Source organism: Microcoleus sp. N3A4 (assembly GCF_036701805.1).
Taxonomy (GTDB): Bacteria; Cyanobacteriota; Cyanobacteriia; order Cyanobacteriales; family Microcoleaceae; genus Microcoleus.
Genome location: NZ_JAUBRJ010000009.1, coordinates 23,458 through 39,325 on the forward strand (window position 1 = coordinate 23,458; position 15,868 = coordinate 39,325).

14 protein-coding genes, 1 pseudogene and 1 riboswitch are annotated in these 15,868 nt (G+C 48.1%); of the genes and pseudogenes, 6 read left to right on the forward strand and 9 right to left on the reverse strand.

Going from position 1 to position 15,868, the window contains the following annotated elements; all coding sequences use genetic code 11:
• Window positions 1–55: 55 nt before the first annotated feature.
• Entirely contained in the window at window positions 56–2,350 is a 2,295-nt protein-coding gene (gene glgB, locus QUA56_RS07630) for a 1,4-alpha-glucan branching enzyme (protein ID WP_333355330.1), read from the reverse strand.
• 824 nt (window positions 2,351–3,174) lie between these two features.
• Here glgB and QUA56_RS07635 point away from each other — a divergent pair.
• Window positions 3,175–3,432 carry a hypothetical protein gene (locus QUA56_RS07635; RefSeq protein WP_333355606.1) on the forward strand — a complete coding sequence of 86 codons (258 nt, stop codon included), beginning with the start codon at window positions 3,175–3,177 and terminating at the stop codon, window positions 3,430–3,432.
• Here the strand turns inward: QUA56_RS07635 and QUA56_RS07640 are convergent.
• Together QUA56_RS07640 and QUA56_RS07645 are read right to left on the reverse strand one after the other, a co-directional pair.
• Entirely contained in the window at window positions 3,350–3,547 is a 198-nt protein-coding gene (locus QUA56_RS07640; RefSeq protein ID WP_333355333.1) for a glutathione S-transferase N-terminal domain-containing protein, read from the reverse strand. The two genes, QUA56_RS07635 and QUA56_RS07640, sit on opposite strands and share 83 nt — an antisense overlap.
• Before the next feature lie 117 nt (window positions 3,548–3,664).
• Entirely contained in the window at window positions 3,665–3,892 is a 228-nt protein-coding gene (locus QUA56_RS07645; protein WP_333355335.1) for a serine protease, read from the reverse strand.
• A 337-nt stretch (window positions 3,893–4,229) separates the two neighbouring features.
• On the opposite strand from QUA56_RS07645, the gene QUA56_RS07650 reads away from it, so the two are divergent.
• Both QUA56_RS07650 and QUA56_RS07655 read left to right on the forward strand, forming a co-directional pair.
• A complete protein-coding gene (locus tag QUA56_RS07650; protein WP_333355338.1) occupies window positions 4,230–4,808 on the forward strand; it encodes a hypothetical protein in 579 nt (192 codons plus the stop codon).
• 359 nt (window positions 4,809–5,167) lie between these two features.
• Complete coding sequence (locus QUA56_RS07655; RefSeq protein WP_333355340.1) at window positions 5,168–7,090, forward strand: penicillin-binding protein 2; 1,923 nt, start codon at window positions 5,168–5,170, stop codon at window positions 7,088–7,090.
• On the opposite strand, the gene QUA56_RS07660 is transcribed toward QUA56_RS07655, so the two are convergent.
• From QUA56_RS07660 to QUA56_RS07680, 5 genes are all read right to left on the reverse strand, one after another.
• On the reverse strand, window positions 7,062–7,427 hold the full coding sequence (locus QUA56_RS07660; RefSeq protein ID WP_333355342.1) for a hypothetical protein: 366 nt from the start codon (window positions 7,425–7,427) through the stop codon (window positions 7,062–7,064). The genes QUA56_RS07655 and QUA56_RS07660 overlap by 29 nt on opposite strands.
• 32 nt (window positions 7,428–7,459) lie before the next feature.
• Entirely contained in the window at window positions 7,460–7,591 is a 132-nt protein-coding gene (locus QUA56_RS07665; protein WP_333355344.1) for a hypothetical protein, read from the reverse strand.
• Between the two features lie 8 nt (window positions 7,592–7,599).
• Window positions 7,600–8,175 (reverse strand): type II secretion system protein, encoded by a 576-nt coding sequence (locus QUA56_RS07670; protein ID WP_333355347.1) that lies wholly within the window; start codon window positions 8,173–8,175, stop codon window positions 7,600–7,602.
• Window positions 8,176–8,861: 686 nt separating this feature from the next.
• A complete protein-coding gene (locus QUA56_RS07675) occupies window positions 8,862–9,647 on the reverse strand; it encodes an ABC transporter ATP-binding protein (RefSeq protein ID WP_333355350.1) in 786 nt (261 codons plus the stop codon).
• A gap of 140 nt (window positions 9,648–9,787) precedes the next feature.
• Window positions 9,788–10,786, reverse strand: coding sequence for an iron ABC transporter permease (locus QUA56_RS07680; protein ID WP_333355353.1), 999 nt, complete (start codon window positions 10,784–10,786; stop codon window positions 9,788–9,790).
• A 193-nt stretch (window positions 10,787–10,979) separates the two neighbouring features.
• A riboswitch (cobalamin riboswitch) is annotated at window positions 10,980–11,126 on the forward strand.
• 387 nt (window positions 11,127–11,513) lie between these two features.
• Between QUA56_RS07680 and metE the strand changes: the two genes are divergently transcribed.
• From metE to QUA56_RS36765, 3 genes and pseudogenes are all read left to right on the forward strand, one after another.
• On the forward strand, window positions 11,514–13,760 hold the full coding sequence (metE, locus tag QUA56_RS07685) for a 5-methyltetrahydropteroyltriglutamate--homocysteine S-methyltransferase (protein ID WP_333355356.1): 2,247 nt from the start codon (window positions 11,514–11,516) through the stop codon (window positions 13,758–13,760).
• A complete protein-coding gene (locus tag QUA56_RS07690; protein WP_333355359.1) occupies window positions 13,744–14,184 on the forward strand; it encodes a hypothetical protein in 441 nt (146 codons plus the stop codon). The genes metE and QUA56_RS07690 overlap by 17 nt, the downstream gene beginning before the upstream one ends.
• 543 nt (window positions 14,185–14,727) lie before the next feature.
• Window positions 14,728–14,862: pseudogene (locus QUA56_RS36765) on the forward strand (IS982 family transposase); the annotation flags it as partial.
• Window positions 14,863–14,921: 59 nt separating this feature from the next.
• Here the strand turns inward: QUA56_RS36765 and QUA56_RS07695 are convergent.
• Window positions 14,922–15,452 carry an FHA domain-containing protein gene (locus QUA56_RS07695; protein ID WP_333355361.1) on the reverse strand — a complete coding sequence of 177 codons (531 nt, stop codon included), beginning with the start codon at window positions 15,450–15,452 and terminating at the stop codon, window positions 14,922–14,924.
• Window positions 15,453–15,868: the final 416 nt, after the last annotated feature.

Sequence of the window (15,868 nt, forward strand, 5' to 3'; positions counted from 1 at the left end):
ATAACCAATAACCAATAACCACTAACATTAGTCAACTGTCAACTGTCAACTGTTATCAAAACTCTTGAGATTTTGCTGTTGTTTTTGCCCGATCGATCTTTAAAATCAACACCCCCAAAGGCGGCAAACACAAGTCGATCGAATAAGCACTGTTGTGGAACCACCACTCATCAGTCCACTTACCCCCCAAATTCCCCATATTGCTGCCGCCGTACTCCCGCGCGTCGCTGTTAAACAACTCCGTATAGAAACCCGGTTCCGGCACTCCTACGCGATAGTGAGAGTGCGGCTGCGGCGTAAAATTGCACACCGTCACCACAAACTCGTCGCCATCCTTCTCTCGGCGCACAAATGCCACGACGCTGTGCCGGTTGTCGCTGCAATCAATCCACTCAAACCCATCCTCAGCAAAATCTTGACTGTAAAGTGCCGTTTCGCTGCGGTACAAATTGTTCAAATCCTTAAAAAATAGCTTTAACTTTTGGTGCGGCTCGAATTGCAGCAACTGCCACTGCAAATCCCCCCAAACGTTCCACTCGTGCCACTGGCCGAACTCCATCCCCATAAAGATCGTTTTCTTTCCGGGATGAGCAAACATAAAAGTAAACAAACACCGCACGTTTGCAAACTTTTGCCATTCGTCCCCTGGCATTTTCCCGATGATGTGAGCTTTGCCGTGGACTACCTCATCGTGGGACAAAGCCAGCATGAAATTCTCGCTGTGGTTGTACCACATACTGAAAGTTATGTTGTTCTGGTGGAACTGGCGGAACCACGGGTCCATGTGGTAGTAGTCGAGCATATCGTGCATCCAACCCATGTTCCACTTCAGGTTGAAGCCCAAACCGCCTACATAGGTCGGCCAAGATACCATCGGCCAAGAGGTAGATTCTTCGGCGATCGACAGCGCCCCTGGGAAATAGCTAAAAATGACGTGATTCGCCTGCCGCAGAAAATCCGCCGCCTCGATATTTTCCCGGCCCCCGTACTGGTTGGTCAACCATTCTCCGGGTTCGCGGCAGTAATCCAAATACAGCATCGAGGCCACCGCATCTACGCGAATCCCGTCTATGTGGTACTTGTCAAACCAGAACAGAGCGTTTGATACTAGGAAATTCCGCACTTCGTTGCGGCCGTAGTTAAATACTAGGGTTCCCCACTCTTTGTGTTCGCCTTTGCGGGGGTCGGCGTGTTCGTACAAGTGAGTTCCGTCAAAGAAAGCCAAACCGTGGCCGTCTTTCGGGAAATGTCCCGGTACCCAATCGACCAATACGCCAATGCCGTTGGCGTGGCACTGGTCAACAAAATACATGAAATCTTCAGGTTTGCCGTAGCGGGAAGTTGGGGCGAAATAGCCGGTGACTTGATAGCCCCAAGAACCGTCGAAAGGATGTTCTGCCACTGGCAGTATTTCGATGTGAGTGAATCCCAAATCTTTGACGTAGGGTATCAGCCGATGGGCCAATTCCCGGTAGGTCAGAAAGCGCGCCCCGGGATTCAGTTCCGAAACCTGCACGGCGGGTTCTATTTCCCCATTTGGTAGCACGGCGGGTTCGTCAGTAGCTGCGTGCAGCCAAGAACCGATGTGGCATTCGTAAACCGAAACCGGCTGCGTCAGTTGGTCTGTATGCCGCCGCTTTTCTATCCAAGCGCTGTCGTTCCAAGTGTAGGTGCTTAAGTCGGTGACAATTGATGCTGTTTTCGGCCGCACTTCTTGCTGGAAACCGTAAGGATCGGATTTTTCGTAGGGATGTCCGTCTTGGTTTTTCACTTCGTATTTGTAGGAAGTTCCCACTTCGAGTCCCGGAATAAATATTTCCCAGATCCCGTTTTGAGATTTCCGCATTTGATGTTTGCGACCGTCCCAATAGTTGAAATCGCCTAAAACTGAAACGTTGCGGGCATTTGGAGCCCAAACGGCAAAATATACTCCTGTGATGCCGTCTACTTCGGTGAGGTGCGCCCCCAGTTTTTCGTAAATCCGGTGGTGGTTGCCTTCTGAGAATAGGTGAAGGTCAAATTCTGTGAGTTTGGGCGATCGAAAGGCGTAGGGGTCGTAGATAAAACGATCGTGTTCTCCTTCTTTGACCCGCAGTTGATAGTTTGCTAGTTCTGGGGTTTCGATCGTACATTCAAAAAAGTGAGGGTGATGCTCTGATTTCATCGGGTATTCGGCCCTCGCCTCCGGCAGAACTACCGATACCGCATCCGCATTCGGCAGATAAGCTCGGACGGCCCAGACTTTTTTGCCATTTTCTTCGATCGCGTGGGGGCCTAGCACTTCAAATGGATCGTGGTGCTGATTCCAAACAATCCGGTCAATCTGTTCAAAGGGGACGGTCGCGGGCATAAAACTACCTACCTGAATCTTTTAACTAAATGGCTTTCAAAACCTAGAGCGGCGCAGCACTTTACATTTCGATACATTTTTTATCGCTAATCGTACCACTGATTTGTATAAATTTGCCTGCCACGGGCGGCAGCGCGCCTTTTGCCACACAGCAAGCAATTTTATTGCCCGGCCGAGCTGGGGTTTTACTACTAAGGGCTAACATCTAAGTATTGAAATCTTAAAACAAATTGAAAATTTTATATTTACCCCCAAATATCCTTGACTTTTTATATACTGTGTGATATGCGATTGGTTTTCAAACTCTCAGGACAATCCGCACTCTTGACTGTCAGAAACCGGGTTTTTACACCGCTATCCCTCGCACACTTGGGTCGGATTTTCGCGAAAAAACCAGGTTTTTTCGTCCAGGATGAACTCTGATGGATTTGCCAGCGTAGGGAGGGTCAAGGAAAGTGAGTTTTGGGGAGCAGCTAATCATTAATAGCAGGAATTTTCAGGCTTTGACGATCGCCCGACGGGTGCGGTTTCAAATCCCGGAAGCAGGGTTTCCCCGCAAAGTGCGTTAATTTGGGCAATACGCCAGAACAGCCAAAGATAATCAATTCGGTATTAAGGAATTAAAGCTAAAGGACTCAGCAGCGCCGCCGCAATATCTGCCACGATCGAGGAATCGTCTACCAAACAAGCACCATCCTGCCAGCGATGGTGCAACAGGCTTGGCTGCAGCACTCAGGCGCAACGGGAGCGAGTTTTGCCGAGGCAGGGTTAATGCCGAACTGTCGGCGGGCCAATTAAATCACTAACTGGCTCAAAACAGACGGGTGGATTTGCTTGCCCGCACTGGCGCGAAACTCGCAGTCAACAAATCGAGCGGCAATGCCGATGCTTTCATCGAGCCAGTCTTCGACCGTCCAAGCCTCAGCTTGCTTTCCTCTCGTTTGCAGGCAACAGCGGCGGCGAAGGAAATCGAGACTCGATCGAGTGCAAAATTTGGGTCTAGTCAGCGATCGCCGGAGGTTGACCTTCGAGTTGAGGCAGCAACACTGGCACTGTTCTCAAACCTTCCGTCAGAGGCTTGAGTTTCAAAACTTGCAGGCCGGGAGTCAAATTTTCCAGAAACGGAATGCCCTTGTAACCCAGCGCTAAGAAGACTTGGCGACAGTAAGGAGACCTACTGAACTTTAGTAAAAGCATCAGACAGCTAACACCCAACTTGAAGCCTAGACCAATCAGATTGAAAAATGCGAGGAGCGAACCATTTTTCACCCCGGAGGCTAGGCTCGTTGGGCAAAGACTCTCGGATAGCCCTCGTTAGGGAGACTTTTTAGGAGTAGGGGAAGCAGTTCCACCAGCCCCTGGAGTAGCCCCTGGAGTAGCCTTTGGAGATTCCTTCATTGCTGGAGAAGAAGCAGGAGGAGGAGTAGTAGTGCTAGTGCCGCCCGGAGTGGGGCTGGTGGGGCTAGTGGCCTCACCTCCGCAGGCGCCGAGGGCTGCTGCCAAGCCCAGTACCAAAGTCAAACGAATTAATCCCTTGTTCATAAACACTCCTTAACATTGAAAACCCATCGCAAGGAAGGGAATAGTGTACTTGAGAAACAATGCTGGCACGAATAGCTCAACGATTCGCTCGTTGATTACAATACTGCATTTATTAATAAATTTCACATAGATTCTGGCGAACCTGCAAAGATTTCCTTTTTTTTGCCAATCCTGAAGTCAAAGAGACGAGTGGTAGGATGGGTTGGTTGGTTTGTGAGGTATCTTTGGTAAGGATAACCGATCGAACGCAGATTGCCACAACAGGCGATCGTCGAGACCAAAAATTCTTAACCTCAATCAAACTGAAGTTACCCCACTTTACGTATTGGTGAACTCTATGACCGCTGCTATCAGATCCCCGGATTCTCCCCGCTCCCGAGCGGCCCGCAAGCCCGCTGCCGGCACAGCCAACAGCAAAGTTACTTCAATTGCCCGAGCTAGGCGGGCGAAGACAGGGCCGGTATTGCCCAACTACTCGGCAGCCGACGAACAGGATCGGGCTCGGCCGTCTGCCTCGGTGCTGAAAGTCCTGCCAGCTCGCCTGCAGCAGCCAGTGTGGTTGCGATCGCTCCTGCAGGCACAGCGCCTCTCCTCAGTGGCAGCAGTTATGCTTTTGGGCGGTGCTCTGAGTCTCTACGGCTTGACTGTTTACGGCGAGCAGCGCTGGAGTCAGGAGTATCAAAAACTGGAAACTCTGCGCCTCCGCGAACAGCAGTTGAGTGCTGCTAGCGAAGTCTTGAAACACCAACTTGCTAAAGAAGCCCAAAATCCTGAAACCGGTTTGGCTTCACAGAATCCTGGGGACACGATTTTCTTGCAGCCGGCCCCTGAAACCCGATCGCCCGTTGCGGCAGCACGAAACTCAGAACCGACTCTCAAGGATCGAGCGAGTGTGGAAACGCCGCTGGGCTATTGAGGCAATGTCAGCGCCGATAGGGCCCGAGGGGAGAGTGTCCGAGGGCCGGAGTTTGAGAAACCGAGATTTTGACGGTGTAACTTCCCATTGATTTGCTAAGGCTTGCTATTTGACAAGCGAATTTCAAAGGTGGTACCCGCCACGCGATCGATCCGTGGAATCAATCGAAAGCATCTCAAATCTCAAACCCTCAAGCCCCCGAATTTATCTCGCGCAAGTCAATCCAAAATCCAAAATCTAAAATCTAAAATCTAAAATCGAATGACTTTTCTGCAAGTCCCGATCGATTTTCTTCTCTCAAGCGGAAGTTAAAAGTTAAAAATAAGTAACTTGCTGTTTAATTTTTAATTTTTAATTTTATGAGCTATGACCCCCGTTTTGACCGCTACAGATCGCCGAACTTCAAACGCCCAAAACCGTCGGGCGATTCCCTACGGGATAGCTTCGCCGCGCGTACTTTGTGGGGAAAACAAGCAAAACCCAAAGTTTCCGGCAGTTTCGGCCGATCGCCACAACAGACGGCTCCACCTTGGAGGCGGCCGGTAGAGCGTTTAAAGCGCAGCAAGTTCCGTTTGTGGGCCGTGTGGGCCGTGTTGATGCTGGGGGGGCTGGGGCTGGCTGTGAATTTGTTTTATTTGCAGGTGACGCGAGCTCCGGCGCTCCGCAAACAAGCCGAGCAGCAGCAAACTCTCAAAACGAAGCCGTTTGTGCCGAGACGCCCGATAGTTGACCGCGCGGGGAATGTTCTGGCGATCGACAGACAGGTGTACACGCTCTACGCTCACCCGAAGTTGTTTAACCACTCGAAAGCGGAAATTGCTGCTAAATTGGCTCCGATGCTGGCGATCGAACTGAGTCCGGGAACTACGTCGGAAACTGAACTGCTGCGAAGGTTTAATCTTGGTGAAAGCGGTATTACAATTGCGGACTCTCTGGCTCAAGAGGTTGCCGATCGCGTCGCTCAGATGCAAATTAAAGATAGTCCGGTGGATGGCCTGGAGTTGGTGCGGCAGCAGCAGCGTTTTTACCCGCAGCAGGAATTGGCGGCGGATATCCTCGGTTATGTGGACGGGGAACGCAAGGGACAAGCTGGGGTGGAATACAGCCAGCAGAATTTGCTGGAACGATCGATGCCGTCGATTCAATTTAGCAGGTCGAGCAATGGGAATTGGGTTCCCGATCGGCTGACGGCGGGATTTGTGCAGCTTGATGACTTGAAACTGCAACTGACGATCGACAGTCGCTTGCAGGGGGCAGCCCGAATTGCTCTCAAGGAAAACATGAAGGAACACGAAGCGAAGCGGGGTACGGTGATTGTGATGGATGCCCGTAACGGGGAATTGCTGTCAGTGGTAGCGGAACCTTCTTATGACCCGAATCAATATTTTAATTTCGATTTGTCGCGCTATAAAAATTGGGCTGTAACTGATGTTTACGAGCCTGGTTCGACTTTTAAAGCGATTAATGTGGCGATCGCTCTGGAAGCGGGCGCTGTCAAACCTAACACTGTTTTTAACGATGAAGGTCGGATTTACATGGATGTCTGGACTATCCAAAATTCCGATTACCAATCAGCAGGTGCGCGCGGCCCTTCCACTGTTACTGAGATTTTGAAACATTCTAGCAATGTGGGGATGGTGCACGTAATGAGAAGTATGAAAGCTTCTCTTTACTATCAAGCTTTAGAAAAAATCGGACTCGGACAAACTGCGGGAACAGATTTGCCTTTTGAAGTAACCAGCCAGCTTAAAAATCGAGAGCAATTTATTAACTCTCCGGTGGAAGTTGCTACTACGGCTTTCGGGCAGGGTTTTTCGATTACTCCGATGCAGTTGGTGCAGCTTAACGGAGCTTTGGCCAACGGCGGCAAGTTGGTGACTCCTCACGTTGTGCAGGGACTTTTCGATCGGGAAGGTCAAGCTTATTGGAAACTTCCGAGGGCTGTTCCGAAGCAGGTTTTTTCGCCGGAAACTACTAAGAAAGTTTTAGACATGATGGAAACTGTGGTTGATGGTGGTACGGGGAAAGCTGCACAAATTCCTGGGTATCGGATTGCTGGGAAAACGGGGACGGCTCAAAAAGCTAATGGTGGTGGCGGTTATTCTAAGAACGCGATTATTACTAGCTTTGTGGGGATAATGCCTGTGGAGGCTCCTCGGTATGTGGTTTTGGCGGTGATTGATGAACCGAAGGGCGGTACGGGGGGAAGTGTGGCGGCGCCGATTGTGGAGTCGGTGATGGAGGCGCTGATTTCTATTGAGAAGATTGCGCCGAGTAAGTAGGGAAACGGCACTGCCGTGTCCTGATTTCGGGTAACGGGTAATAATTGATTGCCCGATCGCGCGATCGGATGTTACCATCGCCCGATCCGGCGATGGAGGACACGGCAGTGCCGTTTCCATACCACAAAATGATCGATCGCCCGATCGAATTGCCCGATCGCCCGATGGGGCGATGGAGGACACGGCAGTGCCGTTTCCCTACCACAAAATGATCGATCGCCCGATCGGATGTAACCATCACCGGATTTGTAGGGACACGGCACTGCCGTCTCCTAATTTTGGGTAATGCGTAAAATCGATCGGGCGATCGCGCGATCGAATATAACCATCGCCCCATCGGGCGATGGAGGACACGGCAGTGCCGTTTCCCTACCACAAAATGATCGATCGCCCCATTTGTAGGGACACGGCACTGCCGTGTCCTGATTCCTGACTGCCGTGTCCTGATTCCTGACTGCCGTGTCCTGATTCCTGACTGCCGTGTCCTGATTCCTGACGCACCGTACATCTCAGTAACAAAATCTATTTTTATCATTGTCTGGATTGGGTTTGCTTTGTCTTTTGGAGGTGCGCTGATGTCCTAAGAGAGTGGAGATAATGACGCAGCGATCGCCATTTTTGAGATTAGGATGAGATAGTGTTAAGTTTCCTTTTGCTAGAATGCTTGTGAGGCCGCATTCGTCAGTTTTGTTATACACTGGGCAACCTCGGTAATTGAACATGGCTCGCCAGACTGTTCCATTTTCTTTTACTAGATTTGTGTTTTCATTGACCTTGCGTAATGTTGTGTCATTTGTATTTATCTGAATTTGATGTTCTAGGTTTTTCCATTGGTTGGCTGGTACTTGGCCTGGGGGAATGTCGGCTTGGTGAACTGCTATTTGTACATTTTCTCCTACTTGTTTGAAGCTGGTTTGCCATGAAGTTTTGTCGCGTTTGGCGTTGCTTTGGGCTAGTTCCATTGCCCAATAAGCTCGATCGAGCGATGCCTTTAAACGCTGGTTGTTGATGAACATCAGCCAAGAGGGGGCGACGATCGCACTAAATATTCCTACGATTAAAATAATTATCAATGTCTCAATCATTGTAAAACCTGCGGCAGATGTAGTGGCTCTGCCTTTGAGCGTTTTATTTATTGACACGTAGATGCACTCCCTGATATTTAGATGGCAAAAAAACAGCTAGGAGGAGCTATTTTTTCTTGCGTATATTTTAACTGTTGGGTTTGGTGACTGTGTAGATCGGTATTTACTGAAAATATATGGGAATTTAAAAAAGCTGCGGTTAAGGACACATCAGCGCTGTTTCCCTACAGATACGGCCTGCAATGTATATTTTGTGAGGACACGGCAGTGAGGACACGGCAGTGCCCATTAGTGTCAACTTAAGCCTGAAACCCTTGGGAAATCTCGTTTTTACGCTAAGTCTAGATCCCCCTAAATCCCCCTTAATAAGGGGGACTTTGAGAAGACTCTTGTCCCCCCCTTATTAAGGGGGGCTAGGCAGGGTGGTTTTATTGTGGGGAGAAGAAATCTGAAACGACAGAAAGCACCGCTCAAAGCTCGCGTCTGGGACGCAAGTGTTATATTAATAAAGGTACGTAGTTGGGCTTTAGCCCTCTTTATATATACGTCTAAAGAGGGCTAAAGCCCAATTACGTACCTATTTCTAGGATGACAATTAATCCACCCTGCCTAGCCCCCCTTAATAAGGGGGGAACAAGATTCTTCTTAAAGTCCCCCTTCTTAAGGGGGATTTAGGGGGATCGAAACTAAGTGTGAATAGTAGGAGCGATCGCACAAATCTGCAAGCCTACAGAAGTTTCTAAAATGATAGCTTCTACGCCAAAAGTCTTAGCTAAATTATCAGGAGTTAAAACTTGTGCGGGAGTTCCTACACAAAAAAGTTCCCCTTTATTTAACATAGCAATCCGCGAACTGTACCTAGCAGCTAAATTAATTTCATGCAGCACCGTAATTATCGTCAATTTGTGTTTTATATTTAGTTGCTTAAGCAACTCTAATAACTGCAACTGATAGGAAATGTCTAAATAAGTCGTAGGTTCATCTAACAGCAAAACTTGCGGATTTTGAGCCAAAGCTAAGGCGAGGAAAGCGCGCTGGCGTTCGCCTCCTGAGAGTTGTTCGACGGGGCGATCGCGAAATTCCTCAATCCCAGTTTGAGCGATCGCAACTTCCACCTTTTCCGCATCTTCCTTGCTCAATTCCCACTGCCACCAACCCTGGTGAGGAGAACGCCCCAAACTAACTAATTGCCTTACGGTCAAACCTTCTGGCACTGTTTGCTGCTGCGGCAAAATCGCTAATTTTTGAGCGACAACAGCAGCAGGTTGAGTATGAATTGCTTTGCCATCAAGCAACACACTTCCTTGCTGCGGAGTTAGGATGCGGCTAACTAACTTCAAAAAAGTAGACTTACCAGAACCGTTGGCACCGATGAGACTCAACCACTCACCAGGTTGCAAAGATAAAGTGATGTTGTGGGCGATCGTAACTTCGCCGTAACCACCAGTTAAATTTTGAATTTCTAAAGACATTATATTTTGTTATTGATTATTGGTTATTAGTTATTGGTTATTGGTTATTGGTTATTGGAAAATTTACTGACAACTGACAACTAACAACTGACAACTGCCAACTGACTAATGACTAATAACTAATGACTAATGACTAATGACTAATAACTAGAACGCCGATAAAGCAGCCAGACAAACAGCGGAGAACCCAACAAAGCCGTAACCGTACCCACAGGCAATTCTACCGCACCCAAACGAGCCAAAAAATCAGCAAAAGTCAACACCCAAGCACCGCCGATCGCACTCAGCGGCAACACAAACCGATAATCATTACCAACCAACAAACGCACCCCGTGAGGCACAACCAATCCCACAAAACCAATCAATCCGCCGATGCTGACAGCACTCGCAGCTAGCAAAGTAGCAACACCCCCAATCAACAAGCGCGATCGCACCAGCGAAACCCCCAAACCAACAGCTAAATCGTCGCCCAAAGCCAGCAAATTTATCGATCGCCCCAAAAAACATCCTAACAGCAAAGCAGCCACAATATAAGGTGCAGCCACCTGCAAATCCGACCAACCGCGACCGTTCAAACTGCCTATCAACCAATTCAAAGCAGCTTGCAAGCGGCTGTCTTCAGCTAACAGCAGCAGTGTAGTTTGTATTGCCCCAAACAGAGAACTCACAGCCACACCAGCTAAAACCAAACGTTCCACAGAAATCCCCGTTTTAGTTTTTCCCAAAAAGTAGACCAGCATCGAAGTTAAAATAGCACCAATCCAAGCCGCCAAAGGCACCCAAGTTTGAAATATTCCCAAAGTCAGCATGGTAATCGCAACCAACCCTGCACCCGCCGAAATTCCTAATACAAAAGGATCGGCTAAACCGTTGCGGAGCAACCCTTGCAGCAAAGCCCCCGACATTCCCAACGCCGCACCAACTGTCAGCGATGCAGCAACTCTGGGCAAACGCAATTCCCAGAAAATAGTTTGATTGACAGCATCGCCTCGGTGCAGAAATGCTTGCCACAATTGATCGGCACTCATCGGCACCGCACCAAAAGAAAGCGAAAGGGCGATCGTTAATAGCAAACCCAATCCTAAGAATATAACTGCCTGAAAAACTCGATATTTTAGCCAGATTTTTTGCAAATTCACTAGATTACACCACTTGATTTTAAAAATAAAGCGCGATATGTCCTCCGTTGAGATTTGCGGAACGATCGAACTCGTTAACTACAATAACCCATTTACCAGAAGGTGGCGACCGTGGGAACAGATGAACAGCCGACGATCGAAAAACTCTACATCGCGCTATTTGTCGGAGGGGTTGCAAATTTTCGGAAATGTGGTATTGTCAGAAGTAATCGGTTCTGGTGGAGATCACCCACTAGAGGAAACGGGGAAAGTCCGGTGCGAACCCGGCGCTGTCCCGCAACTGTGATGAAGCGTACAATCGTTTCTTAGTCAGGATGCCCGCCGATTGTATCGTTTCATTTAACCCATCTGCGAGGTACGGATGTATTCAGCATTTTGTTTTCAATTCGATTCTCTTTCAGAGACGCTGCGCGATCGGCGATTATACTCCTTAACCCGCGAGAAACCTGTGGTGGAATTGGTTTCTAGGGCGAGATAGCAAGTTTGAAAAACTAGCATGAACAGCATTATCTAGTTTCAGATGCAAGGAATCTTGCTGGGCATTTGCCTGCTGTAATTTCTAACAGCTTTTTTATAGCTTTGTTGGAAATTCAGATGGTTTTGCCTTTGATGCGCCCTGCAATCTAATGGCATTGCTGTCGAAAATTCGGCATCGGATACCTCTTGGTTTCCGACAGAGTTTCTATGGACTGATGAATCAATTGACAACCCCAACTTAGGAGCAATTATGTCAATTTTAACGGCAACTCTTGGATATCCCCGCATTGGTAAAAACCGTGAAGTTAAGAAAGCTTTGGAAGGTTTTTGGAGTGGCAAATTAGAGGCAGATACTTTACTGTCCACTGTTCAAACTGTAGAAATAGAAAATTGGAAAACACAGCTACAGACAGGCATCGATCGCATCGGTGCAGGCGATACCACACTCTACGATCGCGTGCTTGACTGGACAATTCGTTTAGGTCTAATTCCCAAACGCTTTCAGGGGTTATCAGGACTCGATCGATACTTTGCAATGGCACGGGGCAAAGCAGGAATTCCGGCCCTAGAGATGACCAAATGGTTTGATAGCAACTATCACTACCTCGTCCCAGAAATTCCGACCCAACTGCAACCAGCAGATTTCAGCGATTTTCTGGAGACGGTGCAGCGGGCAAAAGCGACGTTAGGGGAGCGGGCAGTGCCGATCGTTCTTGGCCCCTGTACCCTACTGCGGTTGAGTCGGTTAGATGGCGCAATGGACGATTCTCTAGCGCAATTGCTGCCGCGCTACATCGAACTCTTGACGCAATTAAAAGCCCTTGGCGTTGCCGAAGTGCAGATACATGAACCTGCCTTAGTTCTGGGAGATGCAAACAATTTCAAAGCACACTATCAAACTGCTTATCAAGCCTTTGCTAAATTCGATTTACCGCTGCATCTTGTCACTTACTTTGATGACTTGGGTGAAACTTATTCTTGGGTGATGGCATTGCCTGTTAGCGCGATTAGTTTAGACTTCACTCGCGGACGCAATTTAGATTTACTCAAGCAATATGGATTTCCCCCAGATAAGCATCTGGGTGTTGGCATTGTGGATGCCCGCAACATCTGGCAAATCCGTCCAGAAAAATTGCTGCCAGTGCTGCAAGACATTCAAAGAATTACGCCTAATATCGTCATTCAGCCGTCGGCATCATTGCAGTTTGTTCCCTACGATTCCAAACGGGAAACAAAGTTGCCAGAACCTCTCCGCAATGTGTTGAGTTTTGCCGAACAAAAACTGCAAGCGGTGAAGTTTTTGGCACGCTGTTTAGCAGGAGAAGAAACTGAGAGCGATCGCGCCAAGATTACCGATGCCTGGACAAAATTCGAGCAATTTAGTCCAGCCAATCCTGCCGTGCAGTCACGCATGAAAAGCATTACGACAAATGACTTTCTACGGGAATTATCCTACGGTTTGCGGCTGTCAAAACAGATTTCTCTGCCCATTTTTCCCACCACAACGATCGGCTCATTTCCTCAAACATCAGAAGTGCGACAACTGCGAGTACGGTATAAAAAGGGTGAATTGAGTCAGCCAGAGTATGAAGCAGCGATCGATACTGAGATTGCCGACAGCATTAAACTCCAAGAAGAAATTGGGCTGGATGTGCTAGTGCATGGCGAATTTGAACGCACCGATATGGTGGAATACTTTGGACAACAGTTAGATGGATTTGCCTTCACGCAAAATGGCTGGGTGCAAAGCTATGGCAGTCGGTACGTGCGTCCGCCGATTATTTACGGTGATGTCGTTCGCACTGCCCCAATGACGGTACGCGAGTTTAAAGTAGCGCAATCATTGACGCAAAAACCAGTTAAGGGAATGCTAACAGCTCCCGTAACAATTTTAAATTGGTCATATCCGCGCACCGATATTTCTCGACAGGAACAAGCGTTTCAAATTGCGCTGGCCTTGCGCGATGAAGTGGCAGACTTAGAAGCAGCAGGAGCGAGGATAATTCAAGTAGATGAACCCGCATTACGCGAAGGTTTACCTCTGAAGGTAGAACGCTGGAGTGAATACCTGTCTTGGGCAGTAGATGCGTTTCGTTTGGCAACCGCAGTCGCTCATCCCCAAACTCAAATTCACACGCATATGTGCTACTGCGAATTCGGCGACATTATCAAAGACATTGAACGGTTAGATGCCGATGTGATTTCGATTGAAAATAGTCGCAGCAACAACCAAACGCTGCATGAAATCATCGCCGCAGGCTACACCTATCAAGTGGGTAACGGCGTGTATGACATCCACAGTCCAGTCGTGCCAACAACAGAACAGATTTTGCAGCAGTTGCGAACTGGAATTGCCAATTTACTTGTGCAGCAAATTTGGGTGAATCCCGATTGCGGCCTGAAAACACGGCGTTGGGAAGAAGTAATTCCGGCACTGAAAAATATGGTGGAAGCTGCCAAAACGCTGCGGGAGGAAGTAAATGCGACCGGAAAATAGCATCTGGCAGGGAAACTTTGGCTACTGGCAACATGGCTTCATTCACACAAATCTGCTGACGATCGGTTATACAGGATGGAAGGGATTTCTGTCTTTTGGACGGGGAGTTGTGGTTTGTGATGTGGATACTCAAGTTATTCATTCTACAATTACAAATCTTGAACCAGTTCCGTTCGCAATCCAGTTTATCCCCTCGAATTTGATGGGGTTTTACTTGCGATCGCTCTCCCTTGACTCAGAGGCTATTTCATCTATTCAAGCAACAGTTGCCACCTACAATCCCGAGCAAGATATTCTGCTGGTGCTGAAAGTTAACCGTCAAATCGAGGTCAATTTATTAAGAAAAATGGCGATCGCACCTGCTGATTGTTACGAACAAGTCTGTAGACGCTGGGACGAATTCTCACCAAGCCAGAGTTCCTAAAACTTATACTAATTCTCAAAACTCATGCAACAGTATATGTAGGGTGCGTCGCCCTCAAAAATCTTAAAGAATATCCACAATCTTTGAGCGACGCACCCGGAGCTCAGGTGAGCGCAAACAAACCCACACTCATCATTGTTGCTTTCTGGAGGCGAGAATTGGTATTACCCTATTCTCCCAATGCCTAAACCAAATCTCTGTTATCAAATCCAGCTTTGGCAGTTGTTAGAAAAAGATGGACAGTGAACTGAACGGTGACGATTGGCAGCAAGACTTTATTGCTACTAATTTATTGGCGTTGGGTTACAACCAGGGTAAGCTCATCTAATTTGGTATAAATTGTACTTGACTTTAAGGGCAATATCTAAAACAGCATCCTGTCAATAGCGGTTCTTTGAACCCATTTGAGATATTTTGGCGATCGACAGACAACGGACGATCGACAGACAACGGACGATCGACAGAGAACAGGCGATCGACTCGCAGCCTCAAAGATGTCAAATGGGTTCTATAAATTTATAGTACCCTAATTCAGCAACGCCGAAAAATTTATGTCAAATGGAACAGACAAGACATCGAAGTGTAGCTAATTTTATGGTGGATTTAGTGGCAGGAATGATTGCTGATACTTATCAACCAGCAAAACCATCATTGTCTGACATTGAACAACCAGTTTATCGCTCTTGTGTCACTCTAAGCAGAAGAGCGATTAGCTCATTCTCCCGTTCTCCAACGTTTCACGGAGACAGCATCACACTCACCGCCGCAGCCAAAGAAGTACCGCACCACGGACACCCCGCACTCAAATTCGCGTAAGGCGAAATTCGGCTGCACTTCGGACACTGCAAACCATATTTTGAAGGCCCCGTCGGCCCAGAGTTACCCGGTGCGGGAGGCCCGGACAGCAAAACTGTCTGCGGCGCCGCTACCTGCATCTCCGTCACCTCCACTACCTCGATTTGCACTTGGCCTAAATGGATGCGGCTTCCGGGTCTCAATTTTGCTTCGCCTCGGGCGAGAATTTTTCCGTCTACCAGCGGCGGATTGCTTTCGCGCAAATTCCGCACTACATACTCCTGCAATTCCCGATTAAAAAATATTTCAATGTGCAGACCCGATACGCTGGGATGCGAAAATACCATATCGCACTTCGCCGGATCGCGCCCGAGCTTGACGGTTCCCGGATTTTTGCTCGGCTGTCCGTTTTGAATCGTCTGAGTTTGACGCACCCCAGCCTCTGTCCATGCTAAAGTGAGCTGGTTTGTCATGATTGTATAGTTTGCTGAAAAATATAGAAAAATATTAGCTAATTTATTTTGAGGACGGACTTCCTCACCAAAAAACTTAATTAGAATTATTGAGGCGGACTCGATCGAAGTTCTGAAAATATTATGTGCAGCTAAACAAAAAAGCCCCGAGTTCGGGGCTTTTAGCGATCGTATTCGCTTTTTTTGAGATACTGACTCGCGCTTGCCAGCTTTTCTTTCCCGCAAAATTCTTGACCACAGTGCAGCTTTGTTAAAGATTTACCGTTAAAGATTTGCCAGCGATTGCTCAAAACTAATTGCTGTCGGGTTTTCAGATTTGCGAAGCTTTGGTGCGCTAGTGGGGTTTTTTGGAGGTTGGGCGATCGAACTCCCTCGGAAAATTCGATCGCCCCACCTCCTCAAACGCTCAGTATCCT

Excerpts from the sequence above, each read along its gene's own strand:
- QUA56_RS07650 (WP_333355338.1), top strand. The coding sequence starts at position 4,230 with ATGACCGCTGCTATCAGATCCCCGGATTCTCCCCGCTCCCGAGCGGCC.
- QUA56_RS07645 (WP_333355335.1), bottom strand. The coding sequence starts at position 3,892 with ATGAACAAGGGATTAATTCGTTTGACTTTGGTACTGGGCTTGGCAGCA.
- QUA56_RS07690 (WP_333355359.1), top strand. The coding sequence starts at position 13,744 with ATGCGACCGGAAAATAGCATCTGGCAGGGAAACTTTGGCTACTGGCAA.
- QUA56_RS07695 (WP_333355361.1), bottom strand. The coding sequence starts at position 15,452 with ATGACAAACCAGCTCACTTTAGCATGGACAGAGGCTGGGGTGCGTCAA.
- QUA56_RS07675 (WP_333355350.1), bottom strand. The coding sequence starts at position 9,647 with ATGTCTTTAGAAATTCAAAATTTAACTGGTGGTTACGGCGAAGTTACG.
- glgB (WP_333355330.1), bottom strand. The coding sequence starts at position 2,350 with ATGCCCGCGACCGTCCCCTTTGAACAGATTGACCGGATTGTTTGGAAT.
- metE (WP_333355356.1), top strand. The coding sequence starts at position 11,514 with ATGTCAATTTTAACGGCAACTCTTGGATATCCCCGCATTGGTAAAAAC.
- QUA56_RS07670 (WP_333355347.1), bottom strand. The coding sequence starts at position 8,175 with ATGATTGAGACATTGATAATTATTTTAATCGTAGGAATATTTAGTGCG.
- QUA56_RS07660 (WP_333355342.1), bottom strand. The coding sequence starts at position 7,427 with ATGGGGCGATGGTTATATTCGATCGCGCGATCGCCCGATCGATTTTAC.
- QUA56_RS07655 (WP_333355340.1), top strand. The coding sequence starts at position 5,168 with ATGAGCTATGACCCCCGTTTTGACCGCTACAGATCGCCGAACTTCAAA.
- QUA56_RS07640 (WP_333355333.1), bottom strand. The coding sequence starts at position 3,547 with ATGCTTTTACTAAAGTTCAGTAGGTCTCCTTACTGTCGCCAAGTCTTC.